This is a genomic window from Kitasatospora sp. MBT66 (genome assembly GCF_000710405.2).
Lineage (GTDB): Bacteria > Actinomycetota > Actinomycetes > Streptomycetales > Streptomycetaceae > Kitasatospora > Kitasatospora purpeofusca.
In genome coordinates, this window is record NZ_JAIY01000006.1 from 25,762 (window position 1) to 50,770 (window position 25,009).

At 75.4% G+C, this 25,009-nt stretch carries 26 protein-coding genes and 2 pseudogenes; 19 read left to right on the forward strand and 9 right to left on the reverse strand.

What is annotated here, in order from left to right:
- Nucleotides 1–17: 17 nt before the first annotated feature.
- Together BI06_RS12705 and BI06_RS12710 are read right to left on the reverse strand one after the other, a co-directional pair.
- Nucleotides 18–368: a nuclear transport factor 2 family protein gene (locus tag BI06_RS12705; RefSeq protein ID WP_043468077.1), complete on the reverse strand. Its 351-nt coding sequence runs from the start codon at nucleotides 366–368 to the stop codon at nucleotides 18–20.
- Nucleotides 361–972 (reverse strand): TetR/AcrR family transcriptional regulator, encoded by a 612-nt coding sequence (locus BI06_RS12710; protein WP_043468079.1) that lies wholly within the window; start codon nucleotides 970–972, stop codon nucleotides 361–363. The genes BI06_RS12705 and BI06_RS12710 overlap by 8 nt, the downstream gene beginning before the upstream one ends.
- A 220-nt stretch (nucleotides 973–1,192) precedes the next feature.
- Here BI06_RS12710 and BI06_RS12715 point away from each other — a divergent pair, with 220 nt between their 5' ends.
- The 6 genes and pseudogenes from BI06_RS12715 to BI06_RS12740 all read left to right on the forward strand — a co-directional run bounded on the left by BI06_RS12715 (nucleotide 1,193) and on the right by BI06_RS12740 (nucleotide 5,967).
- Entirely contained in the window at nucleotides 1,193–1,696 is a 504-nt protein-coding gene (locus BI06_RS12715; RefSeq protein WP_051740925.1) for an RNA polymerase sigma factor, read from the forward strand.
- A complete protein-coding gene (locus BI06_RS12720) occupies nucleotides 1,693–2,538 on the forward strand; it encodes a zf-HC2 domain-containing protein (protein ID WP_043468083.1) in 846 nt (281 codons plus the stop codon). Before BI06_RS12715 ends, BI06_RS12720 begins: the two co-directional genes overlap by 4 nt.
- A gap of 35 nt (nucleotides 2,539–2,573) precedes the next feature.
- Nucleotides 2,574–3,383 (forward strand): ATP-binding cassette domain-containing protein, encoded by an 810-nt coding sequence (locus tag BI06_RS12725; protein ID WP_030395568.1) that lies wholly within the window; start codon nucleotides 2,574–2,576, stop codon nucleotides 3,381–3,383.
- The gene (locus BI06_RS12730; RefSeq protein WP_051740926.1) at nucleotides 3,380–4,795 is read left to right on the forward strand and encodes a hypothetical protein; all 1,416 of its coding nucleotides are present in this window, start codon (nucleotides 3,380–3,382) and stop codon (nucleotides 4,793–4,795) included. Before BI06_RS12725 ends, BI06_RS12730 begins: the two co-directional genes overlap by 4 nt.
- Nucleotides 4,792–5,364, forward strand: coding sequence for a hypothetical protein (locus tag BI06_RS12735; RefSeq protein ID WP_043468086.1), 573 nt, complete (start codon nucleotides 4,792–4,794; stop codon nucleotides 5,362–5,364). The genes BI06_RS12730 and BI06_RS12735 overlap by 4 nt, the downstream gene beginning before the upstream one ends.
- Before the next feature lie 136 nt (nucleotides 5,365–5,500).
- A pseudogene (locus BI06_RS12740) lies at nucleotides 5,501–5,967 on the forward strand (GNAT family N-acetyltransferase).
- Nucleotides 5,968–6,073: 106 nt separating this feature from the next.
- Here BI06_RS12740 and BI06_RS12745 read toward each other — a convergent pair.
- Nucleotides 6,074–6,952 (reverse strand): NAD-dependent epimerase/dehydratase family protein, encoded by an 879-nt coding sequence (locus BI06_RS12745; RefSeq protein WP_043469388.1) that lies wholly within the window; start codon nucleotides 6,950–6,952, stop codon nucleotides 6,074–6,076.
- A gap of 135 nt (nucleotides 6,953–7,087) precedes the next feature.
- Here BI06_RS12745 and BI06_RS12750 point away from each other — a divergent pair, with 135 nt between their 5' ends.
- Both BI06_RS12750 and BI06_RS12755 read left to right on the forward strand, forming a co-directional pair.
- Nucleotides 7,088–7,621: a MarR family winged helix-turn-helix transcriptional regulator gene (locus tag BI06_RS12750; protein WP_043468088.1), complete on the forward strand. Its 534-nt coding sequence runs from the start codon at nucleotides 7,088–7,090 to the stop codon at nucleotides 7,619–7,621.
- A gap of 133 nt (nucleotides 7,622–7,754) precedes the next feature.
- On the forward strand, nucleotides 7,755–8,642 hold the full coding sequence (locus BI06_RS12755; RefSeq protein ID WP_051740928.1) for a MerR family transcriptional regulator: 888 nt from the start codon (nucleotides 7,755–7,757) through the stop codon (nucleotides 8,640–8,642).
- Nucleotides 8,643–8,655: 13 nt separating this feature from the next.
- Here the strand turns inward: BI06_RS12755 and BI06_RS12760 are convergent, their stop codons facing one another.
- Nucleotides 8,656–9,273 (reverse strand): hypothetical protein, encoded by a 618-nt coding sequence (locus tag BI06_RS12760; protein WP_051740931.1) that lies wholly within the window; start codon nucleotides 9,271–9,273, stop codon nucleotides 8,656–8,658.
- Between the two features lie 80 nt (nucleotides 9,274–9,353).
- Here BI06_RS12760 and BI06_RS12765 point away from each other — a divergent pair, with 80 nt between their 5' ends.
- Complete coding sequence (locus tag BI06_RS12765; RefSeq protein ID WP_043468091.1) at nucleotides 9,354–9,896, forward strand: MOSC domain-containing protein; 543 nt, start codon at nucleotides 9,354–9,356, stop codon at nucleotides 9,894–9,896.
- A gap of 16 nt (nucleotides 9,897–9,912) precedes the next feature.
- On the opposite strand, the gene BI06_RS12770 is transcribed toward BI06_RS12765, so the two are convergent.
- Nucleotides 9,913–10,359, reverse strand: a complete 447-nt coding sequence (locus BI06_RS12770) for a hypothetical protein (protein WP_043468094.1) — start codon at nucleotides 10,357–10,359, stop codon at nucleotides 9,913–9,915.
- A gap of 228 nt (nucleotides 10,360–10,587) precedes the next feature.
- Between BI06_RS12770 and BI06_RS12775 the strand changes: the two genes are divergently transcribed.
- Nucleotides 10,588–11,289 carry a hypothetical protein gene (locus tag BI06_RS12775; protein WP_149030363.1) on the forward strand — a complete coding sequence of 234 codons (702 nt, stop codon included), beginning with the start codon at nucleotides 10,588–10,590 and terminating at the stop codon, nucleotides 11,287–11,289.
- A 56-nt stretch (nucleotides 11,290–11,345) separates the two neighbouring features.
- On the opposite strand, the gene BI06_RS12780 is transcribed toward BI06_RS12775, so the two are convergent.
- Nucleotides 11,346–12,107 carry a TioE family transcriptional regulator gene (locus tag BI06_RS12780; RefSeq protein ID WP_043468096.1) on the reverse strand — a complete coding sequence of 254 codons (762 nt, stop codon included), beginning with the start codon at nucleotides 12,105–12,107 and terminating at the stop codon, nucleotides 11,346–11,348.
- A 127-nt stretch (nucleotides 12,108–12,234) separates the two neighbouring features.
- Here BI06_RS12780 and BI06_RS12785 point away from each other — a divergent pair, with 127 nt between their 5' ends.
- The 4 genes from BI06_RS12785 (at nucleotide 12,235) to BI06_RS50655 (ending at nucleotide 14,950) form a co-directional block, all read left to right on the forward strand.
- Nucleotides 12,235–12,435: a hypothetical protein gene (locus BI06_RS12785; RefSeq protein ID WP_149030364.1), complete on the forward strand. Its 201-nt coding sequence runs from the start codon at nucleotides 12,235–12,237 to the stop codon at nucleotides 12,433–12,435.
- 85 nt (nucleotides 12,436–12,520) lie between these two features.
- Nucleotides 12,521–13,321, forward strand: coding sequence for a siderophore-interacting protein (locus BI06_RS12790; protein WP_369826112.1), 801 nt, complete (start codon nucleotides 12,521–12,523; stop codon nucleotides 13,319–13,321).
- A gap of 98 nt (nucleotides 13,322–13,419) precedes the next feature.
- On the forward strand, nucleotides 13,420–14,631 hold the full coding sequence (locus BI06_RS12795) for a PQQ-binding-like beta-propeller repeat protein (protein ID WP_043468103.1): 1,212 nt from the start codon (nucleotides 13,420–13,422) through the stop codon (nucleotides 14,629–14,631).
- Between the two features lie 166 nt (nucleotides 14,632–14,797).
- Nucleotides 14,798–14,950, forward strand: coding sequence for a hypothetical protein (locus BI06_RS50655; protein ID WP_157855334.1), 153 nt, complete (start codon nucleotides 14,798–14,800; stop codon nucleotides 14,948–14,950).
- A 132-nt stretch (nucleotides 14,951–15,082) separates the two neighbouring features.
- Here BI06_RS50655 and BI06_RS12800 read toward each other — a convergent pair whose 3' ends face one another.
- The 3 genes from BI06_RS12800 to BI06_RS12810 all read right to left on the reverse strand — a co-directional run bounded on the left by BI06_RS12800 (nucleotide 15,083) and on the right by BI06_RS12810 (nucleotide 17,456).
- Complete coding sequence (locus tag BI06_RS12800; protein ID WP_043468106.1) at nucleotides 15,083–15,937, reverse strand: alpha/beta fold hydrolase; 855 nt, start codon at nucleotides 15,935–15,937, stop codon at nucleotides 15,083–15,085.
- 153 nt (nucleotides 15,938–16,090) lie between these two features.
- The gene (locus BI06_RS12805) at nucleotides 16,091–16,765 is read right to left on the reverse strand and encodes an RES family NAD+ phosphorylase (protein WP_043468109.1); all 675 of its coding nucleotides are present in this window, start codon (nucleotides 16,763–16,765) and stop codon (nucleotides 16,091–16,093) included.
- A gap of 4 nt (nucleotides 16,766–16,769) precedes the next feature.
- Nucleotides 16,770–17,456 (reverse strand): hypothetical protein, encoded by a 687-nt coding sequence (locus tag BI06_RS12810; RefSeq protein ID WP_051740932.1) that lies wholly within the window; start codon nucleotides 17,454–17,456, stop codon nucleotides 16,770–16,772.
- Between the two features lie 292 nt (nucleotides 17,457–17,748).
- Between BI06_RS12810 and BI06_RS50660 the strand changes: the two genes are divergently transcribed.
- The 5 genes and pseudogenes from BI06_RS50660 to BI06_RS12835 all read left to right on the forward strand — a co-directional run.
- A complete protein-coding gene (locus BI06_RS50660) occupies nucleotides 17,749–19,179 on the forward strand; it encodes a hypothetical protein (RefSeq protein ID WP_043468112.1) in 1,431 nt (476 codons plus the stop codon).
- Nucleotides 19,169–21,325, forward strand: a complete 2,157-nt coding sequence (locus BI06_RS12820) for an AAA family ATPase (protein ID WP_233290132.1) — start codon at nucleotides 19,169–19,171, stop codon at nucleotides 21,323–21,325. The genes BI06_RS50660 and BI06_RS12820 overlap by 11 nt, the downstream gene beginning before the upstream one ends.
- Entirely contained in the window at nucleotides 21,313–22,086 is a 774-nt protein-coding gene (locus BI06_RS12825; RefSeq protein ID WP_233290133.1) for a 4Fe-4S cluster-binding domain-containing protein, read from the forward strand. The genes BI06_RS12820 and BI06_RS12825 overlap by 13 nt, the downstream gene beginning before the upstream one ends.
- Nucleotides 22,074–22,727 carry an FHA domain-containing protein gene (locus tag BI06_RS52365; protein ID WP_051740935.1) on the forward strand — a complete coding sequence of 218 codons (654 nt, stop codon included), beginning with the start codon at nucleotides 22,074–22,076 and terminating at the stop codon, nucleotides 22,725–22,727. Before BI06_RS12825 ends, BI06_RS52365 begins: the two co-directional genes overlap by 13 nt.
- Nucleotides 22,728–23,008: 281 nt before the next feature.
- Nucleotides 23,009–25,009, forward strand: a pseudogene (locus BI06_RS12835) (hypothetical protein); the annotation flags it as partial.

The following is a 25,009-nucleotide window of genomic DNA, read 5'->3' on the forward strand; positions in this document are numbered from 1 at the left end:
ACACCCTCGTGCGTCGGCTAGGCCGGGAGGAAGAAGCCGGTGATGTCGGCGAGGCGCCCGTCCTCGTGGTGGTGGGCGGTGCTGATGCCGGCCGACGCGGTCCCGCCCTGTCCGTCGAGCTGGGTCCAGCGGGCGAGGGAGCGGTCGTGGTGCTCCAGCACCTCGTCGATGCGGAACCGGTGGCCGGGGAAGGCTCCGGCGAAGCCGGCCATGTAGGCGGCGAGTTCGGTCAGGTTGCCGACCTCGGCCCCGGGGTCGCGGTAGGCGACCTCGTCCACCGCGACCGCGCCGAGGGCGGCGATCCGGTCGGCGGGGTCGGCCGACCAGCAGGCGGCGTAGTCGTTCCAGAGCCGCTGGGTGTCACTCATGGTCGTCCTGCTTTCGTGGGGCCCTCAAGGATCCGATCGACGCCATCGCGCCGTCGGTGACGCTGTGCAGTGTGGTGCGGGGCAGGCCGGCCCGGACGAGCACCAGCAGGCCCTGGTAGAGCGCGAGCAGATGGGCGGCCGTGGTTCCGACGTCGAGGTCCGCCGGCGCGTCGCCGTGCTGCCGGGCGCGGGTCAGCGCGTCGGCGAAGCCGCCCTCGATCGCCGCCAGGCCGTGGTGCACCCCGGTGGCGGCCTGGGGGAGGGCGAAGGACTCGACGGCGGTGTTGGTGAGCAGGCAGCCCGGGTCGGGTTCGGGGCCGGTCTCGATCGCCGTGGTGAAGAACGAGCGGATGCCGGCCAGGGGGTCCGCCGGTTCCAGCAGGTGGACCCGGACCCGGCCCCGCACCACCCGCTCGTTGTAGGCGTCCAGTGCGGCGTGGAACAGGCCGTCCTTGCTCCCGAAGGTCCGGTACAGGCTCCCCGGGTGCAGTCCGGTGGCCTCCTCGATGTCCCGCAGCGAGGCGCCGAGGTACCCCCGGTGGCGGAAGAGCCGCATGGCCGAGGCCAGTACCTCGTCCTGGTCCCAGAGCTGCTTGCGCCCCATCCCCGACCTCCGTAGTTGAACGATTGCTCACAAAAAATAGCACGGCCCGGAGTCGATCGGCTCCGGGGGTGGTCGGCCGCCGCTTCCCAATGGCCCCGGTGTGACCGGGATCACTCCCGGGAGAAAACCCGCAGGCCCGGCCGCCCGTCTACCAGGTGTGAGACGTGTACGGGCGGCAGCACCGCCGCAGGAACTGGACGAGGAGCAGCTGCTCCGACGGGTGGCCCGGGGGGACCGGGTCGCCTTCGAGGAGCTGTACCGCCGCACCTCGCCGTGGCTGGCGGTGCGGCTGCGCCGCCGTTGCGCCGACGAGCAGATGGTCGCCGAGGTGATGCAGGAGACCTATCTGGCGGTGTGGCGGGCGGCGGGGTCCTTCGCCGGGAGCGGGGTCGGCGGGTCGGCCGTCGGCTGGCTGTGGACGATCGCCGCCCGCCGCCTGGTCGACGCGTTCCGGCGCCGGGCCCACCACGCGGAGCCGCCGCCGGCCGCCGCCCCGCACCCGGTGGCGCCCGCCGCCGAGGAGGAGGCGCTGCTCGCCACCGTCGGCGGCGACGTCGGGGACGCGCTGGGCCGCCTCGCGCCCGAGCTCAGGGACGTCCTGCGGGCCATGGTGCTCGACGGGCTGTCCGTCCGGGAGACGGCCGTCGTCCTCGGACTGCCCGAGGGCACGGTCAAGACCCGCGCCCGCCGGGCCAGGATCGCGATGCGGGAGGCACTGGCATGACCGTCGAACACCCCTCGGCCCGGCTGCTCGCCGCCTATGTCGACGACGGCGTGCCCGGCGCCGCCGCTCCCACCGTCGCCCTCGCCGCCGACGAACTGTGGGCCGTGGAAGCCCACCTGGAGGCCTGCCCGGCCTGCCGGGAGCACCTGTCGGCCGCCGTCGGCACCGGGGCGCCCGCCGTCGCGGCGCTCACCGCCGCCGTCTGGTCGGAGCTGGAACCGCAGCTGGCCGTGGCCGCCCCGGCGCCCCCGCGCCGCCTCGCGGCCCGGCTGTCCACCTGGACGACGCCCGCGATGACGCCGTGGCTGGCCATGGTGCTGGTCGTCACCGCGCTCGCGCTGCTGCTGGACCGGGCGAACGCCGGGCTGGACCCGGACCGGATCTCCCTGCTGCTGGTGCTCGCCCCCGTGCTGCCGGTCGGCGGCGTCGCGGCCGCCTGGTCGCGCGGCCTGGACCCGGCGTACGAACTGACCGCCGCCACCCCCCGCGCCGGACTGCCGCTGTTGCTGCGGCGCACCGCCGCCGTGCTCGCCGTGGTGCTCCCCGCGCTGCTGATCGGCGGGTGGGCGACGGGTGTGACGGCGGCGCAGTGGCTGCTGCCCTGCCTGGCGTTCACCTCGACCACCCTCGCGCTCGGCGCGCTGGTCGGGGTGACCAGGGCGGCCGTCGCCGTGGCGGCCGGCTGGCTCGCGGTCGTCGTGGCCCCGACCGTGGCCGCCGGCCGGACCGCCGCCGTCCTGCGGGCGGACGGCCTGCCGCTGTGGGGCGCGGTCCTCGCGCTCGGCGTGGCGGTCGTGGTCGCCCGCCGCGGCGCCTGGACGGCGCCGGGCCAGAACCGCTGACCTTCCCCCCATTCACAGACAGGAGGACGCGCACCGTGCGTGCCGTCACCAGGGCCGAACTGGCCCCCACCACCTACGCCCGGGAGATCCGGGCGACCGGACTCCAGGTCAGGGCCGGCCGCAAACGGCTCGCCGTGGACGGGCTCGACCTGTCCCTCGGCACCGGCGTCCACGGACTGCTCGGCCCCAACGGGGCGGGCAAGACCACCCTCATCCGGGCCCTGGCCACCGTGCTGCGCCCCGCCGGCGGCGAGCTGGAACTGCTCGGCGAGACCGTCCGCGGCCCGGGCGAGTACCGCGCGCTGCGCCGCCGGATCGGCTATCTGCCGCAGGAGTTCGGCTACTACAAGCGGTTCACCGTCCGGGAGTTCGTCGAGTACATGGCCTGGCTGAAGGAGGTCCCGGCGGCGGAGATCCCGGCCGCGACCCAGCGCGCCGTGGAGCGGGTCGGCCTCGCCGACCGCGCCGACGACCGGATGAAGGCCCTGTCGGGCGGCATGGTGCGGCGGGCCGGCATCGCCCAGGCCATCGTCAACGACCCGGCGGTCCTGCTGCTGGACGAACCGACCGTCGGCCTGGACCCGGCGCAGCGGCTGCGGCTGCGCGAACTGCTCCAGGAACTGGGCACGGAGGCCTGCGTGGTGGTCTCCACCCACCTGGTCGAGGATGTCGCGGCGGCCTGCACCGATGTGCTGCTGTTCGCCGAGGGCCGGCTGGTCTTCCAGGGCACTCCGGACGCGCTGGCCGCGGCGGGCGGTCCCGAGCACGAGGGCGACAGCCCGCTGGAGCGCGGCTACTCGGCGCTGCTGGTCGACCCGGCGCGACGGACGCGGGGTGCCTGGTGAGCGTTCCCCTCCCGTCCTCGACTGCGCCCTCCGCCCTCCGCCTCCTGCGCACCGAACTGCGCCGCTCCGTCGCCCCGTGGGCCGGCGCGGTGGTCCTGGCGGCCGCCCTCGCGTTCCTGACCCTCGCCCCCGGGCCGTGGTCGGCGGGCACCACCCGGTGGACGGCGCAGTGGACCTCGATGGCCCTGTGGACCCGTCACCTACTGGTCTTCCTGTGGCCGCTCGCCCTCGGGCTCGGCGCGCTCCAGGGGCTGCGCGACCACCGCTCGCGGACCGCCGAACTGCTGGCCTGCACCCCGCGGCCCGCCCGGCAGCGGGCGCTCGCCCAGGCCGGCCCGATCGTCCTCGCGCTCGTCACCGGCTACGGGCTGCTGCTCCTCGTCGGCGGGGTGCGGGTACTCACCGGCGACACCCGGTTCACCCCGGCGGGCTGGCTGCCGATCTCGCTGGTCGGGGCGCTCGCGCTGGCCGCCGGGGCGGTGCTGGGCCTGGGCGTCGCCCGGGTCCTGCCCTCCGTGCTCACCCCGCCCGCGCTGGCCGTCGGCGCCTTCCTGCTCACCAGCCTGCTGCGGCCGACCACGGACGCCGCGATCCCGACCTCCGCCGTGTCCAACCGGCTCTCCCTGCTGTCACCGGTCACGGCGCCCGTCCGCGACACGCTGCTCACCGTCGCCGTCCCGGTCCACCTCGGGCAGGTCCTGTGGCTGCTCGGTGCGGCCGCGACCGGCCTGGCGCTGCTCGCCGCCGCCACCCCGCGCGCCCGGCTGCTCGCCCTCGCCCCGCTGCTGGCGGGCGGCGCGCTCGCCCTGGCGGTGCTCCCGGCCGGCCCGAGGGACACCTATGTGGTCGACCGGGCGGCGGCCGCGCCGGTGTGCGACGGACCGGTCTGTGTGACGGCGCTGCGGCAGTCCCGGCTGGACGAGTTGGCCGGTCCCGGCCGGGAGGCCCTGCGCCTGCTGCACGCCGCCCTCGGCGACCGGGCACCCGGCACCGTCCGTGAGACCGTGGAGTCGCACGCGCTCGGCGAGCGGCCGGAACGCTCGGCGGACGCGGTGCTGGTCGACTTCGACGATCCGGTGTTCGCCGCCGCCACCGGCGACCGGCTGACCAGGGCCCTGGTCGCGCAGGGCATCGCCCCGAACTGCCGCCCGCGCAGCGAGGTGGAGAGCGGCACCCTGGACGACGCCGCCGCCCAGAGCGTCGCCGCGGCCTGGGTGTTCGGCGACCTCCGCCCGCTCGACGGGACGATGCACCGGACGAGCGACCAGAACGACCTGGCCGGGCCGGTCTGGGAGCGGTTCCGCGCCCTGCCGGAGGCGGAGCAGCGGCGCCGGATGGCCGCGCTGCACGAGGCCGCGGTCGGTTGCGCGGACGATGTGCTCGCCACGCTGACGGGGGTGCCGACCCGATGAGGTGGCTGACGCTGTACGCGCGCTCGCGGCAGGTGCCGGCCGCGCTGGCCGCCGTGCTGGCCGGGGCCGTGGCGGTGTCCGTGCTCGGCCGGGCCGTGGGCGGGGCGGACGACCCGCGACTGTCGGTGCTGGTCCTGGCGGCCGGGGCGACGGCGCTCGCCGTCGGTCTGGCCGGGCCCGACCTCGCGCTGGACCGCACGGCCGCGGTCCGCTGGCCGCCCCGGCGGGCGGCGCACCTGCTCGGCGGCGCTTTGCTCGCGGCCGCCGTGCTGCTGACGGCGCGGGCGGGCGTCGGCCTGTCGACCGACCTCGCCCTCGTCGTCCGGGACAGCGCCGGGCTGACCGGGCTGGCCGCGCTCGGCGCGGCCTGGTGCGGGCGGTCCTGCGCGTGGCTGCCGCCGTTCGCGGCGCTCGCGCTCGCCTTCGTCCTGCCGCCCGGGCCCGGCACCCTCGCCCAGGTGCTGACCTGGCCGATGCTGCCGCCCGGTACTCCGGTCGCCACCTGGGCCGCGCTGGTGGCGGCCGCCGTCGGCACCGCTGTGTACGCGCTGGGCGGGCCGGGGCGCTGACCGGGCGCTGCGGGCCGAGGAAACCGGGTTGCCCTCCGGCGGAAGATCACATTGGGTGGGCGCCATGACCGATCTGCACACCGACCGTCTCCTGCTCCGCCGCTGGCGGGAGTCCGACCTCGAACCCTGGGCGGCGATGAACGCCGACCCGGAGGTCCGGCAGCACCTGGGCGAGCCTCTCAGCAGGGAGCGCAGCGACGAGTCCGTGGCGCGGTTCGAGGCCGACTCGACCGGCGCGGCTACGGCTGGTGGGCCGTCGAGGTCCGGGGGACCGGCGAGTTCATCGGCTTCGCCGGACTGGACGACATCGACTACGAGGCGCCGTTCACCGGCGTGGAGATCGGCTGGCGGCTCGCCCGTTCCGCCTGGGGCCACGGCTACGCCACCGAGGCCGCCCGCGCCGTGCTCGCGTTCGGCTTCGACACCCTGGAGCTCCCCGAGATCCTGGCCGTCACCACCGCGACCAACCTCCGCTCCCAGGCGGTGATGACCCGCCTGGGCATGACCCGCGACCCGGCCGGTGACTTCGACGACCTCGACGCCCCCGAGGGGCCGCTGCGCCCCAATGTCCGCTTCCGGCTGGCCCGGCCCGTCACGTCCTGACCGGCCCGTCACGCCCTGACCGGCCCACCACGTCCTGACCGGCCCGCCGGTCGGGTGACCGGCGGGCCGTGACGGCGCGTCCCCGCGGCGCCGTCAGTAGGAGCCGTCAGTACGAGCCCGACTCCAGCTCTGCCACCGCGCCCGGCCGGTCCGGCTTCCAGCCGAGCGCGGTGCGGGCGGCGGCTCCGCTGACGCTCTGGTCGAGGGCGAGCGCGTCCGCGAACAGCGGGCCGAAGACCTCGGCGGCCTGCGCGGCCGGCACGGCCTTCGGGTCGCCGCTGACACCGGCCACCCGGCCGGCGGCCCGGGCGATCTCCCGCACCGGGACGGCCGACTCGCCCACACCGTGCCAGACGCTGCCGGCCTCGGCCCGCTCGACCGCCGCCAGGAACAGTTCGGCGAGGTCGCCGACGTGCACGGTCGGCCAGCGCACGCCCTCCTCGCCGTAGTACTCGGGCGCACCCTGGGTGCGGGCCCGGTCGACCAGGATCGCCGGGATGCCGCCGCCCCGGCCGTACACGATGCCGGGTCGGACGACGACCGCGCGCACGCCCTCGGCGGCCTCGTCCAGCACCCGCCGCTCGATCCGCGGGCGGTAGCCGACGATGTCGATCGGGTTCGTCGGGGCCTCCTCGCCGACCTCCTGGGCCGCCCCGGTGGCGCCGAGCACCCAGACGCCGCTGGTGTAGACGAAGGGGCGGCCGGTGCCGCGCAGCGGGGCGGCGAGTGCCTCGACGACGGCGGTGTCGACCTCGGCGTCGCCGCTCGGCGGGGCGAGGTGGATCACGGCCTCGATGTCGGGCGTCACCGCGCCGGCCAGCGAGGCCGGGTCGGCGGTGTCGCCGACCAACTGGCCGTGCCAGCCGCGAGCGGGCTGCGGCTCCGCGCTGCGGGTGAGCGCCACGACCTGGTGGCCGGCGGCGGTGAGGTGCTCGGTGACGGCGGAGCCGATGTAGCCGGTGGCACCCGTGAGCAGGACCTTCATGACCATCCCCCTGTACTGGACGCGCCTCGTCGGACACGCCCTGTCGAACATGTCGAACATTTCGATGTCGAAACTATAGGGAGACATGATCCGCGATGTCAAACACTTCCATGTCGAAATGTTAGACTCCGGCGCATGACGGACACGACGGAACAGCAGCCGCAGCACGACGGCGTCGACCGCATCACCGCGCAGTGGCAGGCGGTCCGCCCCGACCTCGACGCCTCGCCCATGGCCGTGATCGGCCGCCTCTCCCGCGCCTCCCGGCTGCTGGAACGCGGGATCAAGGAGAACCTCGCCGCGCACGGCGTCGAGCCCTGGGAGTTCGACGTCCTGGCCACCCTGCTCCGCTCGGGCCCGCCGAACGTCCTCACCGCCGGCGAACTCAGCGCCGCCGCGATGGTCAGCTCCGCGGCGCTCACCAACCGCATCGACCACCTCGTGGAGAAGGGCCTGGTGGACCGGGCCGTCGACCCCGCCCACCGCCGCCGGGTGCTGATCTCCCTCACCGACGCCGGCCGGGAGCTGACCAACCGTCTCGTCGAGCACCACCTCGCCGGGGAGGAGCGCCAGCTCGCCGGGCTCACCGCCGCCGAACGCGACCAGCTCACGGGCCTGCTCCGCCGCGTCCTGCTCACCCTCGGCGACCACGCCGACGGCACCCCCTGAACGCCGGGCCGCCGTCCTGAACGCCGGATCGCCTTCGCTGCCGTCGCTGCCGTCGCGGTTGTCGCCGTCGCCCTCGCCGTCGTCGTCGGAGGGGCTTGACTCTCGGGTGGCACGAGACGGCACAGTCGGGGCCGTGGACAGGAGAAACCTGCTGCCGATCGGGCAGTTCTCGCAGGCCAGCGGCCTTTCGGTGACCGCGCTCCGGCACTACGACGCCAGTGGCGTGCTGCTGCCGGCGTTCGTCGACCCGGTGAGCGGCTACCGGTACTTCCGACGCGACCAGGTGCGTACGGCGCAGTCCATCAGGGCGCTGCGGCAACTGGACATCCCCGTCGAGGAGGTGGGCCGGCTGCTCGGCGGCGGCGAGGAGGAGCTCGCCGCCGCGCTGCGGGCGCGGCTGCTGGCCGCCGAACGGCGGTTGCAGGTGCAGCGCTCCGTCGTCCACGGCCTGTTGGACCGACTCACCGAAGGAGCAGGGATGACCCACCGTGTCACCGTCCGCCAGGGCGCCGCCGAACGGATCCTCGTCCGCGGGGCGACCGTGGACAACTCGGGGCTCGACGCCTTCCTCCGCACCGCCTACCAGGAGATGTACCAGGCCGCCGGCCGTGGCCCGCTCACCTTCGCCGGGCCCGCGTTCGTCCGCTTCCACGGGGTGTGCGACGACGAGAGCGCGACGCTCGTCGAGGCCTGCCTGCCGTTCCGGCCGGACGGCGCGCAGCCCGCGGACCTGCCCGAGGGCATGACCGTGCGCGACCTGCCCGCGAACACCCTCGCCTGCCTGGAGGTCGAGGGCGAGGCCGCCGCCTTCCCGCGGATCCTCGGCGGGTACGACGCCGTCGCCGACTGGATCACGGGGCACGGCTTCGCCTTCGCGGGGCCGGTCCGGCTGGTCCACCGGCGCTGGACCGGGACGCCGGACCACCCGGACAACCGCCTGGAGATCGCCTGGCCCTTCGACGAGCCCGCCGACGAGCCCGCCGACGAGCCCGCCGACGGGTCCGCCGGAGAGTCCCGTTGAACCGCAGCCCTGTTCAGTCCTGCCACAGGAACAGCAGCGTGTCGACGTCGAGCTCCGTCCACTCGCCGAAGTAGCGGGCCAGGAGGCCGGGAACCAGTGCCCCGCCGCTTCGCAAGTCGATCCAGTGGAAGCCGGCCTCGGTGAAGGCCACCCGGTAGCGGTCGTCCCAGTCGTCGCCGTTCACGAACAGCCCGAGCTGCGACACGTACAACTCGCCCGGGTGGTCGGGGTCGTCGCGGTCGTTGTCGTGGACGATGACGTCGTAGTTGCCCCCGCCCCCGTCGTGGTAGAGCCCGCACGGCATCGGCGCCCACGGGTTCACCCCGAGCTCGGCCAGCACCGCCCACGCCCGGCCGAGCCGCTCGGCGGAGTCGACGGGCGGGGGCGGCTCGGTGAACAGCGCCTCCACCCGCCAGCGCGGATCGCTGCGCTCGCCGCAGACCGGCACGTACGCGTGCACGATCGCTGCCCTGACCTCCTCCGCCAGCCTGGGCACCTCCACCCGGGGGCGTCCCAATCGCTCGTACAGGGCGCGCAGTTCGTCGAGGTCGCCCAGGTCGAGCGCGGCCCGCAGCCGCGCCTCGACCGAACGCGCGACGCCGTCCTGCGGTCGGTCCGTGAAACCGGTCATCACCCCTGCCCCTCCGGGTAGTCGACTCGCGGGTCTACGCTGGACGGGGATCTTGCCCCCGCACAGGAGGATGCACACGGATGAGCGGAACTGTCACGGCGGTCAGCAGCAGCGGCGAGTACACCTTCACCAAACCGAACCGGGCGAGCATCACCCTGATCGCCGGCCTCGGCGTGGCGGGCGACGTGCACTCGGGGGTGACCGTCCAGCACCGCTCCCGCGTCGCGCAGGACCCGACGCAGCCGAACCTGCGGCAAGTCCACCTCATCCACGAGGAGTTGTTGGCCGAGGTGGCCGAGCAGGGCTTCCCGGTCGCGCCCGGCGAACTGGGCGAGAACGTCACCACCCGCGGCATCGACCTGCTCGGCCTGCCGGTCGGCACCCTGCTGCGGATCGGCCCCGAGGCCGTCGTCGAGGTCACCGGCCTGCGCAACCCGTGCCTCCAGATCGACGCGTTCCAGGACGGCCTGCTCAAGCAGGTCGTCGGCCGCGACGAGGAGGGCAACATCGTCCGCCGGGCCGGGATCATGGGCGTGGTCCGCACCGGCGGCACGATCCACCCCGGCGACCCCATCAAGGCCGAGCTGCCCCCGGGCCCGCACCGCCCGCTCGACCGCGTCTGAGCGGACCTGCGGGTGGTCAGCCCTGCCGTCCGGAGTGCCGGGGCCGGTTCCGGCTCAGGTCGCGGGCGTGCAGCAGCGCCGCACGGACCAGGTCCGCGGTCCGCGCCTCACCGTCGGCGCCGTCGAGGCCGGGTACCGCGGGCGGCACGGACCGCCACTCGCCGTCGGTCAACGGCGGTACCGGGGGGCCGGGTTCGATGTCCTCCGGCAGCGCGGGCAGCCGCACCAGCAGCCCGTGCACACCGACCGCGACGGCCGCCGCCACCCCCTCGAAGGCGAGCACCGGCACCCCGTAGGCCCCCTCCAGCGGATGCCCCGGCACCAACGAGGCCAGCCACTCGCAGTTGTCCGGGTGCGTGCGCAACTGCCAGGCCCCCAGGGCATGGTCCTTCGGCCCGCTCGCAGGCGTCGCCCGTTCCCGGAAGTGCGCGAGCAGAGCGCGGTTCTCGGGCAGTTCGGGCAATGGCCGAACCGGAGCGGGCCCCGGTCCGAGTCTTCGCTTCGCCATACGGCCGACCCTAACGACCGACCCGCCCCCGCGCACCGTCGCCCGCCCCGAGGCTGACCGCACTGTCGCCGTCCGGCGGGTCCTGTCCTCATTATTCGTCAACTCACGCTGTCCCATGGGCCCGTACCGGTGTCGGAGCTGTCGCCCCGGGGTGCTGACGGAGGACGGGGCTAACCTGACGCCGTGACGAATCGAAACCGAACCTTCCGTACCGGCGCGACTGCCCTTGTGGCCGCGGGCCTGGTTCTCCTCACCGGGTGCGGCGGCGGTGACAGCAGCAGTGACAGCAAGGCGAAGCAGGTCGGCTGGTACCGCACGGTCGGTGACCTCTGCGCGGTGGTGGGCGATCCCGGCCTGCCGGGGGAGTTGAGGAGCTCCATACCGGTGACGAGCGCGGGGATCGCGAGCGACCCGTCCAAGACGCTCAGTTGCAGCTACGACGGCGGTCCGGCCACGGAGGACTGGCGGGTGAGCATCGACGCGACGGTCTTCGAGGCGGCCCGCGGCTGCCATTGGCTGGAGGTCTCGGCGGAGAACGCCAGGTCGCCGATCGGCGGGCCCAAGCCGACGGAGACGCGGAAGTTCGAGAGGACCGACGGCGGTGGGCTCGGCCAGGAGGGGTACCAGGTGTCGGTCCGGCACCCGCTCACCGACACCATTCCCGGGCCGGTCGACCGGCTGAGCTTCACCTCGGCGTTCTGCGACGGGAATCTGCGCCTGGCGGTCGAGGTCGACTACGGCGCCGGCTCGGGGATGTCCGCGGACTACCCGGGCGCGCTCGACAAGGCGGAGGAGGCGTCGCGGAAGAAGGCCGCCGAACTGCTCGCACGGGCGCGGGAGAAGCTGTACGAGCGGGCGATGAGCCCCCAGCCGACGGCTTCGTGACGCGCGGGCGCCCCGGCCGGGGCGCCCGGTAGTCGGGGCTCGGGGGGGCGAGCCGTTCACCCCCGGCCGTCGTGGGCTGCCGCCGTCAGGTACGTGTTCAGGTGGGCGGCCGCGCTCAGCATGGCCAGGCCGCGGGCGGTGAGCCGTTCCTGCCAGTCGGCCAGTGCGGCGGCGAGGGCGCTGGTGCCGCCCGCGGTGCGGATCTGGCCGACGACGGCCGCGATGTGCGGGAGGCGGTAGCCGCCGCGGCGCAGCAGGTGGGCGAGTTCGGCGTCGCGGACGTCGCCCGGGTGGAAGAGGCGGTGGCCGGTCGCGCGGTCGCGGGCGGGGAGCAGGATGCCGGCGGCCTCCCAGGTGCGCAGGGTGGCCGGGGTGAGCCGGAGGCGGTGGGCGACCTCGCCGATGCTGAGCGGGAAGGGGCCGGTATCGCCCCCGGTGTCACTCCCGGTGCCCTCCTCGGGCGCGGAGTCCTCGGCCGCGGCGTCGGCCCCGGCCAGGTGCTCCACGGCCCCGCGCACCGAGGCGAGGGTCTCCCGGTCGCGGAGCAGTTGGGCGTGGCCGTGGTCGAGCGCGGTCAGGGCGTCGTCGGTCCGGTCCGCGTGGACGGCGTTCATGACGGCCCCGGCGGTCGCGTGCCCGTAGGCGCGGACGAGGGCGAGGAAGGTGCGCAGCGCCGCCGCGTGCAAGTCGGTGTAGATCCGGTACCCGGTCGGCGTCCGCTCGGCGGGCGGCAGGAAGCCGTCCTGCTCGTAGTTGCGGACGGCCTGCGCGGAGAGGCCGTGCTCGCGTCCCAGGTCGACGGGTCGCAGTCTCTTCATCGGTTCTGATGGCACTTTGAAACTTTACAGCCGATTCCTCGGGCCGAGAGCAGCAAAGTTTCAACGGGCACATCAAAGATACGCTTGAGGTGGTGAGGGCAGGGAGCGGCGAGGGGGAGTGGCGGAGATGACCTGGAACGGCGCCGACCGCATCGTGGCCGCGCTGGTCGGCGGCGAGGACTACCTCTTCGTCGCGGGGGGTCGCGGCCGCCCGGCCGCGCCGACGGCGCGCTCCTGCGCGCCGACGGCGCCCCCGCGCTCCTCGACGGCGCCGCGTCACTCCAGCGAACCCGCGCGGACGGACGGGGGCGAACGACCTCTGGGGTAGGTTAGCCTTACCTAAATTGAGGTGAGAGGAGACGGCCCTGACCAGCACCACCGCCCCCGCGCGGTTCCTGCTCTTCCCGCTCGAGGTGGTCCGGACCGCCAGGATCACCCGGCACATGGCCCGCATCACCCTGAGCGGCCCCAGCCTCGCCGGGTTCGTCAACGGCGGCCTCGACCAGCGGGTGAAACTCCTGCTGCCGCTCCCCGGACAGAGCGAACCCCTGATGCCGGAGGGCGAGGACGACTTCGCCTGGTACCAGCACTGGCGCACGATGGATCCGGCCGTCCGCCCGGTGCTGCGCACCTACACCGTCCGCGCCCAGCGCCACGACCCCGACGAGGTCGACATCGACATCGCCGTCAACGGCGACCACGGCCCCGGCTCCCGCTGGGCCGAGACGGCGGCGCCCGGTGACCGGGTGGTCGTCTGCGGGCCGGCGGTCGAGGAGGCCGGCGGCGTCGAGTTCCACCTGCCCGACGGGGCCGACTGGGTGCTGCTGGCGGGGGACGAGTCCACCCTGCCCGCCGTGGCCGCGATCCTCGACGAACTGCCCGCCGACCTGCCGGTCCGGGTGTTCGCCGAGGTCGAGGGACCGACGGAGCACGCCTACCTCCCCGCCGACCGGCCCGGCACCACCATCACCTGGCTGCACCGCGGCACGCCGGGCACCCCCACCCTCCCCGCCGCCGTCCGCGCCGCCGAACTGCCCTCCGGCACGCCGTACGCGTGGATCGCGGGCGAGGCGGCGGCCGTCCGCGAACTCCGCCGCCACCTGGTCGGCGAGCGCCGCTACCACCGGCGCGCCGTCTGCTTCATGGGCTACTGGCGCCTCGGCACCACCGAGGACCAGCGCGCCGACGAGCCGGCGGAGACGGACACCGACTGACACCCCGGTACCCGGCGCCGGGCGCCCGGCGGGCCTCGGCCTTCCGGGCGGTTTGCCCGAAAGGGCCGTCCTTCGCCCGCGCCGGAACCATCCGGTCGGTGCACGAAGTCCTCTCCGGGGTGATCTCCGACGTGACCCCCGACATGCACCCGACCGAGCCCGCAGCCCCCGCCGGCGCTCCCCGGCCCGCGATCCACCGCCGCCGCCTGCTGCTCAGTACCGTGGGCGGCCTCGGCGCGCTCGCGGTCCCGGCCGGCGTCCGGTGGTGGGCGGACCGGGTGCCCGTACGCGGACCCCGGCTCTGGAGCACGGCCGCCACCGGCGGGCGGATGGTCCTGCCCGCCGGTCCGCGCCAGAGCCTGTACGTGTCGGGGTACGACGGCACCGTCCGGGCCCACGACACACGCACCGGCACCGTCCGCTGGACCCGGGCGGTGCCCGCGGCCGACGCCTACGACCCTCCGGGCGGTTGGCCGCTCGCCGCCGGGAACGGCACGGTCTGCGTGAACTCCGCGACCGGCGTCCGGGCCCTCGACGCGGCGTCGGGGCAGGTGCGTTGGGAGGTCGCCGTCCCCGACTGGCGGGACCTGTCGGCGGAACAGGGCATCGTGGTGGCCGGCGACCGCGTCCTGACGGGGTACGGGAACGCGCTGCGCTGCCACGACCTGGCCACCGGCGAGGTCCGCTGGAGCACCGCGGCGAACGTCTCGCCGGTGCCGCTCGTGGCTGGCGACACCGTGTACGTGCCCGGCCGGACGGGTGGACTGTTCGCCTTCGACGTGCAGAGCGGTGAGCGGCGCTGGGCGCAGGAGGCCGTCGGCCCGGTCGACTTCGCGCCGACCGTGCACCGGGGCACCCTCCACGCGGTGTGCAACGACCCCGCGACCGGAGGTTCGACCGTGCACGCCCTGGACGCGGCCTCGGGCCGACCGCTGTGGCGGCGGGCGCAGCGCCACAGCCTGGGCGAACTCGCGGTGGCCGACGGGACGGTGTGCCTGCTGAGCGGCACCGCCCTGACCGCCCTGGACGCGGGCACGGGCGACACCCGCTGGACCGCCACCGTCCCCATGGGCCTCGGCCGGGGCATGAGTTCGGCGGCAGCGGCGGGCGGCACGGTCTACGTCGGGACGAACGACGACCGCCTCTTCGCCCACGACCTCGCCACCGGCCGGCTCCACTGGCGCGACGAACCGGACCGCCTCACCGCCGACACCGAGTACACCCGCATCGCCCTGGCCGCCGTCGGCCCCGCCGTCTTCCGGGCCGGCCGCACCGGAATCCAGGCGCTCGGCACCCTACCGGCGGCCTGACGGCGCGACCCGCGCGCACGGTCGATTCGCCTGTGCGGCGAAGAGCTGGCCGCTCCGCTCCGGCCGGTGGTTCTCTGGCGGAGTCAACTCCCGCCACCGAGGCGGGAAGTGAACGGGGAGGCTGCACATGCCGGACGTAACCGGAGGGTTCGCCAAAATGGCCGCCGTGAGCGTTGTCGTGGCAGGTGCCGCGTTCGGTCTCGCGACGCCGTCGCACGCTGCCGAGCGGGAGGCCCCGGCGCCCGTCGCCCACGAACTCGCCCAGGACGCCGCCGCCACCCACCCGGTGCCGGACCGGGCGAACCAGGGCCACTACTGATCAGGGGGCGACGGCCCTGCGCCACGCGGCGCAGGGCCGTCGCCCGTCCGAGGCCGATCCCACGCATGCGGCCAACTCACCTGAACGGCCGTGCGGTTGCCGGGCATGCGTGACCACTGCCCGGCCCGACCACTACCGGGCGGACGACTCCAGGAAGAAGTCCGCCAGAGCCGGGGCCACGGCGGCGGGATTCGTCTCGGGCCCGAAGTGGTCCAGTCGGGGGAGGAGCAGCAGCCGGGAGCCGGGCAGGACCTCGTGCACGGCGGCCGCCGCACGTCCCGCCCCGGTGCTTCGGGCCTCCTTGCCCGCCATCAGCAGTACGGGCCGGTCGAGCCGCCCGTACTCGCGGAAAGTGTTGTCCCGGGCGGCGATCTCGGCGTGTTCGCGGATCGCGGCGGCCAGCAGGGCGTGCTTCTGCAGCCGCTCGGGCTTCTTGAGGGCGAGCGGGAGGATCAGCCGCAGCAGCCAGCGCGGCGCCTTGCCGCTGGTCCCGGGGTTGACGCCGCGGACGAAGGTCAGGAACGCCTCGGCGGGCTTCCCGGCGTCGAGTTCGCGGCGGCACCGCTCGGCCCAGTCGAAGGGGATGGAGCCGTCGACGGACACACCGGGCTCGTAGACGGCGAACCGCTCGAAGGCGGAGCCGGCCAGCGCGGCCTCCAGGGTCAGGAAGCCGCCGAAGCTGTGGCCGAACACGAACCGCGCCCCGGTGGCCGCGCGGACGGCCTCGATGTCCGCGCACTCGGCGGCCGCGCTGTACGTGTCACCCTGCGGGCCGCTCGTACCGCGCCCCCGCCGCTCGACGGTGTGCACCGTGAAGCGGTCCGCCAACTCCGCCGCCAGCCCGTCGAAGTCGGCCGCCAGCGCGAACGCCCCGGGCACCAGCAGGAGCCCCGGCCCGGAGCCGGTGCTGCGGTAGCCGACGGTGGTGCCGTCGGCGGAACGCACCGATCCGACCGTGGTGCCCGGTGTTGTGACGTGCGTGGTCATTCTGTCTCCCCCTGTCGGAACGATCACCTGGCCCGTGCACAGTACGCGGCCGCCGGGCGGACGGGGAGAGCCGTTCCGACGGGTGGGCAGGGCGTGCCCGAAACCGCGTGAACACCCCCGCCGGAGCGAGGACGACGGTCCGGAGGCTCCGCCTTACGAGCCCTGCCGCCGCGGCGGGTCGACGCGGGTGCGGGCCGGGGCGAGCAGGAGGTTGAGCAGGGCGGCGCCCTCGGCGGTGTCCAGCGGGACGGGGGCGGCGTCGGCCGGCTTGACCAGCGGGGTGGCGGCGTCGTGCTCGTAGAGGATGCAGGCGCTGCTGCCCAGGTCGCGCTTGGACGGCCAGCGCAGGCCGAGCGCCTCCGGGGCCTGGCTGCGGATCCAGGCGGCCCAGCGGCGGGTGCGCGGGTAGGCGTCCGGGGTGGAGTGGATCAGCCACTCGTCCTGGCGGACGGCCGCGAGCTGGTCGAGCGTCATCAGGCCGACGAGCGGGATGTCGCAGGTGGTCTCGATCCGCGACAGCACCCGGCCCCGCACCGAGGCGCGCCGGATCCGGCGCCAGCCGCGCTCGTCGAAGGGGATGCCCCGGACCAGCGTCTCCATCACGGCCGTGCGCTCCGAGAACCCGGCGTACAGGTACGGCAGATGGCTGCCGTCGCCCTGGTAGGAGCAGAACCGGCCGCCCTCGTAGTGGCTGTCGGACGGGTTCGGGTTGAACGAGGTGGCCGGGTAGGCGGCCGAGTGCACGCGGTGGAGCACGGTGCCGGCGGGCAGCACCTCGAGGTGCGGGGTGGCGCGCGCGGTCGGGGCGGGGACCTTCACGTCGGGCATGAGGTCACCACTCCGCGATCTCGGCGCGGGCGGCGGCGAGCAGGCCGTGCTCGCCGGGGGTGCCCAGCAGACGGGCGGGGACGGCGTCCAGCCAGGCGTTGGCGCCGAGCCACCAGTCGGCCACGCCCCACGGGTCGTCGTCGGCGTCGAGCAGGCGGTTGACGGCGACCACCACGGGTAACGGCCGGCCGGAGGCACCGTCGAACTGGAACGACGGCAGGCGGACGATGCCCTGGCGGTCGGTCAGCCGGATCAGATCGGGATCGGCGGGGTCGTGCCCGCCGGACCGGTAGTCGGCGGCGCTGACGGAGTCGGCGGCGAGCAGCCAGTCGTCGGCGTCCTCGGGCGGGACGGGGAGGGCGTCCGGCTCGGGTTCGGGAGACGCCTCGGGCCCGCCGCCGTCCGTCGACCGTCCGCGGACCAGGGCGAGTACCTGCAGCACGGCGTCACGGTTTGCCGATTCGAACTGGACGGCCTGTGAGTAGCGGACCGAGTCCGCCAGGGCCGCGCGCACCGGGTGTTCGTCCGGAAGGGCCGCCAGGACCAGCCGGACGATCCTGCGGGCAGTCCGCTCCGGCGCGGCGGACGGTGCGTCGAGCAGGGTCGCGATGGCGTCCCTGGCGGACTCGTCCAGGTACTCCTGGACCTCGTCCCAGTGCTCGCGCAGGACATCGAGAAAGTCGGTCGTCATCCTCGCCCTCCGCCCTGGTGTCCGTGTCCGTCGGTCACGCGCCAATGTAGCGTGCCAGCACGCGCCGCGGGCGATGATCCCGGATTGGCAAAGGCGGAACGCGACCGCCTGATCTGCGGCATGATGGGCCCTCAGCAGCACTTCGGGGGTGGTGCCGGTTCGCGCGCGGTCGATGATGTCTCGTGCACGACCCGCACCGGCCCCGGCGGCGCGCGAGGGGTGAGAACCGGACCGGTGCCAACTCCCGGGCGGTGCGCGCCGCAGGTCATGAATCGCGCTCGGAAGGCGGCCGGTGAGCAGTTCCGCGGGATACGGGTGGTCCTATGTCGACCAGGAGGCCGAGCGCCGCCGGCAGTTGCGTGCCCGCCTCGCCGCCGAGGCGCAGCGGGCCGAGAACCTGCGCCGGGCCGAGGCACGGCGGGCGGAGCTGCGGGCCCGGCTGGGTGAGCTGAACGAGCAGGCCCAGGGGCTGCGCGGGGAGGCCGGCCAGTTGCGGCGCGCGTACCGGACGGCCCGGGTCACGGTGGAGACGGTGACCGTCGGCGCCGGGGCGGACGAGGCGGAGCTGACCCGGGCGGTGGAGCGGGCCCGGGCGGCGAACGCGCGGGCCGCCCAGGAGCTGGCCGAGGCGGTGCAGGACGTGTGGTCGGCCGTGCTGCCGGAGGCGGTGGCCGAACCGGAGCGCGTTCGCCCGACCCGCGCCGAGGCGCGTCGCAGCGCCGGAGAGGCGAAGGCGGCCGCAGAGGCGGAGGCCGAGGCCGCCGCAGAGCGGGCCCGGGCCGAGTCGGCCGACCGCGTCGAGCGGGTCCGGGCCGGCGCGCTCGTCGAGGCCCAGGCGGTCCTGGACCGCGACGTGCCCCGCTGCGACCCGGCCGACCTGGAACGGGTGGCGGGCCTGGTCCGCGCCCTCCGGGCGGCCGCCACCGTTCCCGATGTGCGGGCCACGCTCACCGACCTCGCCGCCCTGGTCCAGCACTCGGTGGGACGCCGTGCCCGCGACGAGGAGCGGGCCGAACTGCGCGCCGCCCTGTCCGAGTCGGTGCGGGAGGCGGAGCCGGACGAGCGGGACCGGCTGCTCGCCGAACTCGCCGCCGCCGAGGACCCGGCCTTCCTGCGGCCCGCCGTGGAGGCGGCCGTCGCGCGGGCCGACGCCCGTCGCCACCGGGTGCCGGTGGCGGCGGCGCTCGCCGAGGTGCTGCGCGAGCGGGACTACCTGGTCGGCGAGGACTTCGAGGACCTGCTCGCCGCCGAGGGCGAGGTGGTGGTGCCGTTCGGCGACCCGGATCCGGACCGGGCCGCCGCGGCCGCCGGTGGGCAGGTCGAGGGTTTCGGGGACGGCGGCGAGCCGCCGGCCGCCGGGTACGGGCTGCGCCTGGTGCTGGCCCCGGACCGGGCGACCCTTTCCACGGCGGTGGTCCGCCGGGAGGACTCCGGGACCGGCGACGCCTGGCAGGACGAGGAGCAGGACGAGAGCGTCCAGCAGTGGTTCTGCGAGGAGCAGTTGCCCGCGATCGAGGAGGGCGTCCGGCAGCAGGGCGTGCGACTGGAACGGACGTCCGCGATGGCGCCGGGCGCGATGGCCGCGGGCACCGTTCCCGGTGGTTCGTGGCCGCAGCCGCCGTCCGCCGCGACCCCGCGCCGCCGCGGCAGCCGGTCGAAGCGCTCCGGCGCCACCGGGGCCGCCGCCGTGCGCAAGCCGCAGGAGCGTGGCCGTGAGCGCTGATCAGCAGGGGGACGGGCCGGCCGGCCTGCGCAAGGACGCGCCGCCGCCCGGCCCCGACGCCGCCGGAGGCGCCCGCAACGGCGACAATGCCCGCCCCGGGACGCCCAGTTGGATCCGCGAGCTGGACATGGCACTGACCGTCCACCCGCAGGTGCTGCTGACCGGGAACGTGCGCGACCAGTACCTGCTGCCCGACGACCACGCGGCCGGCCGCAGCACCACCCTCGCGCCGTACAGCCTCGGCGGGGTGATCGAGTCGCTCTGTGCCGCCCGGGGTTACGGAGCGCTCGCCTTCCTCGACCAGGTGCACGAGCGGATCACACTGCTGCGGCTGAGCGCCACCGAAGCCCAAGTACCGCTGGTACTGCGGGAGTTCGCCGAGCGGGACGAGAAGTGGCGGCGCGGCCGGGACGGTCAGGGCGCGAACGGCGCCGACGACGAGGACGAGCCGGAGATGCTGGACCGGCTGCGCGACGCGATGGTGGGCGTCGTGCACCACCCCGGCCCGCCGATCGGACTGGTCGTCCCCTACTCCGGCCGGCTCGGCTCGCCGCAGGCGCCCGTCGCCGGGGAGGCCGCTCGGCTGTTCGCGGCCGCCGAGGAACTGGGCCACACCGCCCGGCCGGTGCAGGGCGCGAGCGCCGTCACGCCCTACAACACGGTGTTCTGGGTGGTGGAACGGCAGGAGGAACTGCCCCGGGAGTTCGCGGTCGGCAGCCGCGCGGTGCGGGTGATCAGCGTCCCGCAGCCGCCGCACGACCAGCGGCTCGCCGCCGCCCGGCACGTGGTCGGCGGGCTCGCGCGCTACCAGGCGGCGACCGGCGGACCGGCCCTCACCGAGGCCGAGACCGCGACGGCCGCCAAGGCGCTCGCCGACTCCTCGCACGGCATGGGCAGTTCGGAGGTGATGGCGATCGGCCGGATGGCCCTGGACCGCAACCTGCCGGTACAGCGGCTGGACGAAGCCGCCCGCCTCTACCGGATCGGCGTGCTCGACAACCCGTGGGCCACCGCCGAACTGCGCGAACGCATCGCCACGGGCGAGGAGTTCCTCAACGGCAAGGTGATCGGCCAGCCGTACGCGGTGCGCCGCACCCTGGAGATCTTCATGCGCTCGGCGGCCGGGCTGAACGGCGCCCAGGCGTCCAGCTCGCCCAGCCGGCCGCGCGGCACCCTCTTCCTCTCCGGCCCGACCGGTGTCGGCAAGACCGAACTCGCCAAGGGCGTCGCGGAGATGATCCTCGGCAAGGACGCCCGGCCGATCCGCTTCGACATGAGCGAGTTCGCCGAGGAGCACGCCCGGGACCGGCTGATCGGTGCCCCGCCCGGCTTCGTCGGCCACGACGCCGGAGGTGAACTCACCAACGCCGTCCGGGCCAACCCGATGAGCGTGCTGCTCTTCGACGAGATCGACAAGGCGAACCCCCGGCTGTTCGACCTCTTCCTCCAGATCCTGGAGGACGGCCGGCTCACCGACGGCCGGGGCGCCACCGTCTACTTCACCGAGTGCGTCCTGATCTTCACCTCCAACCTCGGCATCACCGCCGCCATCGTGGGCGAGTCGCCGAAGGACGGGGCGGGCTCCGGGGACGCGGGCGGCACTGCCGGCGCCGGTGGTGGCACCGGCGCAGGTGGTGGCACCGGCGGGGCCGGGAGTACCGGCGCCACGGAGGTCGCTCCCCGCACCAACCGGCGCCCGCTGAGCCGCCACGACGATCCGGCGATGGTCCGCCAGAGCCTGCGGGAGGCCTTCGACGCCTTCTTCAACGACACCATCAAGCGGCCCGAACTGCGCAACCGCTTCGGTGACAACTTCATCCCGATGGACTTCATGCAGGAGAAGTGGGTGCCGCAGATCCTCGACAAGGCCATCGCCTCCGTCGCCGGCCGCGTCCTGGAGACCCACGGCGCCGAGCTGACCCTCGCCGACGACGCCTGGGAGGTGCTGCGGGTGGAGGCGGTCCGGCGGCTGGACCACGGCGGCCGAGGGGTGCTGACCGCCGTCGAGTCGGCGCTGGTCAACCCGCTCGCCAAGGAGGTCTTCCGGAGCCCGCCCGGCCGGGGCGAGCGGCTCGGCGTCGTAGCGATCGAGGGTGACGGGGACGGCGAGGGCTACCGGCTGGAGGTCGAACGGTGGCAGGGCTGAGCCCGGACGGCGGCGGCCCGACGGCGGCGGTCGCCGCACGTCCTGCCGCTGACGTCGCCGGGGCCGCCGGCCGGACCGCCCCGGCCGCCCCGACTACCCCGGCCGTCGCGGCGCTCGTCGGCCAGGTCTACCGGCCGGTGACCTCGCTCGGGCCCGGCCGACGGCTCGGCATCTGGTTCCAGGGCTGCACCCTGGCCTGCCCCGGCTGCATGTCCCGGCACACCTGGGAGGCCACCGGAGGGCGGGAGTTGACCGTCGAGCGGTTCGCCGCCCTGTGGCGTGCGGCACTCGCCGACGGCCTCGACGGCCTCACCGTCAGCGGCGGCGAACCGCTGGAGCAGCCGGCCGCCCTCGCCGCGCTGCTCGCCGCCGCCGACGCCGAGCGCCGCCGCGCGGGGCGCCCGGCCGACCTGCTGGTGTACACCGGCTGGGAACCGGAGGAACTGGCCGCCGACCCGGCCACCGCCGCCGCACTGGACGGCGCGGACGCGGTGATCACCGGCCGCTACCGGGCCGGGCAGCCCACTCGGCTCGCCTGGCGCGGCTCGGCCAACCAGCAGCTGACCACCCGCACCGCGCTCGGCCGGGAGCGGTACGCGCCCTACCTGGACCACCGGCCGGAGCGGCCCGAGCTCCAGGTGCGGGTGAGCGAGGGCGAGGTCCGGGTGATCGGGGTGCCGCGCCCCGGGGACCTGGGCCGGATCGAACGGGACCTGGTCCGACGCGGCGTGACCCTTCGGGAGACCTCGTGGCGACCGTGATCTACCGCTGCCCGGTGGGCGCGCCGGGGGAGTGCCCACCGTCCGGCACCCGGGGGTACTGCCAGGTGCACATGTTCCAGCAGTTGGAGCGCTACGACCCGGCCGAGGACGTCCCGCCGGCCGGGACTGCGGCCGAGATGCCTGCCGGCACCCCGGTCGACGCGCCGTCCGCCGGGCCCCGGCCGGCCACCGACCCGGAGGCCGCGACCCGCCCGGCGCGCCCGCCCCGTCCGGCGGAGCACCGGAGCCAGCACCGGCAACAGCAGCAGGACCACCGGCCCCGGCCGCGACCCGCCCGACCGCCGGTGCTCCGGCTGGCCCTGGTCGTCGCCGGGGTGCTGCTGCCCGTCCGCGCCGAACACCGGCGCGGGGGCGGCGGACTGGCGATCGGCCGCGACGAGCCCGACTGCGCGGCGGTCCCCGGACTGGCCGGCCTCGACCAGCTCTCCCGGCACCACGCCCGGCTGCGCTGGATCGACGGCGCGCTGTACGTCGAGGACCTGGGGTCGACCAACGGCACCTTCGTCGACGGCCGCCGGATCGAGGAGCCGACCCGGATCGGACCGGGGCACCGGCTGCGGTTCGCGCTGGACCTGGACGTCCAGGTGGTCGAGATCGACGAGTTCGGCGCGCCCCGGTGAGCCGGGGCCGTGAGGAGGAGAACGGCGCGATGGCCGACACACCGCCGGAACCCGGCCCGCCCACCCGTGTCCAGCGGCCCGGCCGGGGGAAGGGCCAGGCGCAAGGGCAGGCGCAGGGGGAGGAACCGACTCCGGACGCGCCCGGCGCCGCCGCCGAGAGTCCGCGTACCCGCGTGCAGCGCCCGAAGGCCGATCCCGGCGCCTCCACGGAGAGTCCGCGTACTCGCGTGCAACGTCCGAGGACCGATCCCGGCGCCGCCGCCGAGAGTCCGCGCACCCGTGTGCAACGTCCGAGGACCGACCCCGGCGGCCCCGCCGCCACGGGTGCCGTTCCCGGCGCGCGCACCCGCGTCCAGCGTCCGGGCGGCCCGGTCCCGCCCAGGACCCCGGCCGAACCGTCGCCCACCGCCACCCCGCCCGCCGCCGTCCCACCCACCACCGTCCCACCCGCCGGTCCCGCCGACTTCCCCGCCGCCCTCACCGACCGTTACCACCCCGTCGGCCGGGTCGGCTCCGGCAGCGAGGGCACCGTCTGGCACGCCCACCGCGCCGACACCCACCGCGCCGACGGCCGCGGCGCCGACGGAGGCCGTGGCAGCGGCGGCAACAGGAGGAGCAGCAGCGGGGCGACCGGCGGCGACGCGGCCGTGAAGGTCGGCAACCCGGGCGTGCGCGCGGACACCGAACTCCTCGCCCACCTCGCCGGTGACCCGCTCTTCCGCCGCCACGTCCCCGAGATCCTCGGCCACGGCCGGGTCGAGCACGCGGGCGCGCTCTGCGACTGGCTGGCGATGGAGTACCTCCCCGTCACCCTCGCAGACCACGTCGCCGCGCTGCGCGAGGAGGGCCGCCTCGGCCGCAGCGGCGAGACCCAGCGGATCATCCGCGAACTCGTCGACCTGCTGGAGTTCTGGCAGGTGAGGATCCAGCGCAACCCGGTCGACTTCAAGCCCGCCAACATCCTGGTCCGCCAGGGCGGCCGGAACGGCGGCTCCGCCACCGAGTTCGTGGTGGCCGACTTCGGCGGCGTCGCCAAGCTCACCGCCAGCCGTCGCTTCTCCACCGACATGCAGGTCACCGTCGCCTACATGGCACCGGAACAACTCGCCGGCAGCAACCACCCGGCCGGGCCGTGGTGGGCGCTCGGCACCATCCTCTACGAGGTGTTCACGGGCGCGAGCCGCTACCGGCGCGCGGACGGTGGCCTGGTGAGCGACGAGGCCCTGCAGTTCCGGCTGGTGATGGACGACGAGGTGGACCTCGCCGCCGTCCCCGACGAGCGCCATCGCCTGCTGCTCCAGGGCCTCTTCACCAAGGACCCGGCCGACCGGTGGACGGCGCCGCAGGTCCGGGCCTGGCTGAAGGGCGAGAGTCCGGAGGTGGTGCGCAGCCGGGTCGTCCCGCCGCCGCCCGGACCGACCCCGCCGCCCGGACCCAAGCACCGTCCGATCGCCTTCCGGGGCGAGGACTTCCACGAACCGGCCGCGCTCGCCGGGGCGTTGCTCACGCGTTCCGCGGACGCGGCCGCCTGGCTGGTGAGCGGTGGCGCCCGGCGGCTGCGCGACTGGCTCCGGGACGAGGTCAAGGACACCGTCCTCGACCTGCACTACCTCAAGGACGTCGAACGCGGCACCTCCGCCGAGAAGTCGGCGGCGGCCTCCCGGGCGGTGCTGGCCCTCGGCGCCGCGTTCACGCCCGAGGCGGTCCCGTACGTGCGGGACCGCCGGGTGGACGCGGCGGGGCTGGTGGAACTGGCCGAGCGGCCGGACGCGTTGACCGTGGTCGACGAACTGGTCGCGGCCGGGCTGCTCGGGCTCGCCGCCCGCTTCCAGTGCGGTCACCCGGCCTGCCCGGAGCGGGCCTGCGCCCGGCTGCTCGGGCTCACCGAGCTCGCCGCCGTGCTGAACCGGGTCGAGCGCGAGGCCCGCACCCTCGGCGGCCGCACCGGCAACAACGCCAACGCCAACGCCAACGCCAACAACGCCAACTCGAACAACGCCAACTCGAACAACGGCGACGGCCGCCTCACCGCCGCCGAACGCAAGGCCGCCCGCCGCTGGATCCTGCTGCTCACCCTCCAGCCGGACGGGCAGCGGCGCGCCCTCGTCCGACGACTCTCCGCCCTGCCCGGCCCGCTGGGCGCGCTGCCCGCACCGGTCCACTCGACCGTGACCGCCGTCGCCGACGGGGCGGGCGCGGTGGCGGCGCGGGTGCGGGGCGGCGGCCGGGAGCGGTTCCGCCGCGACTGGTCGGACCTGCGCCGCCGGGCGCTCACCGCCGAG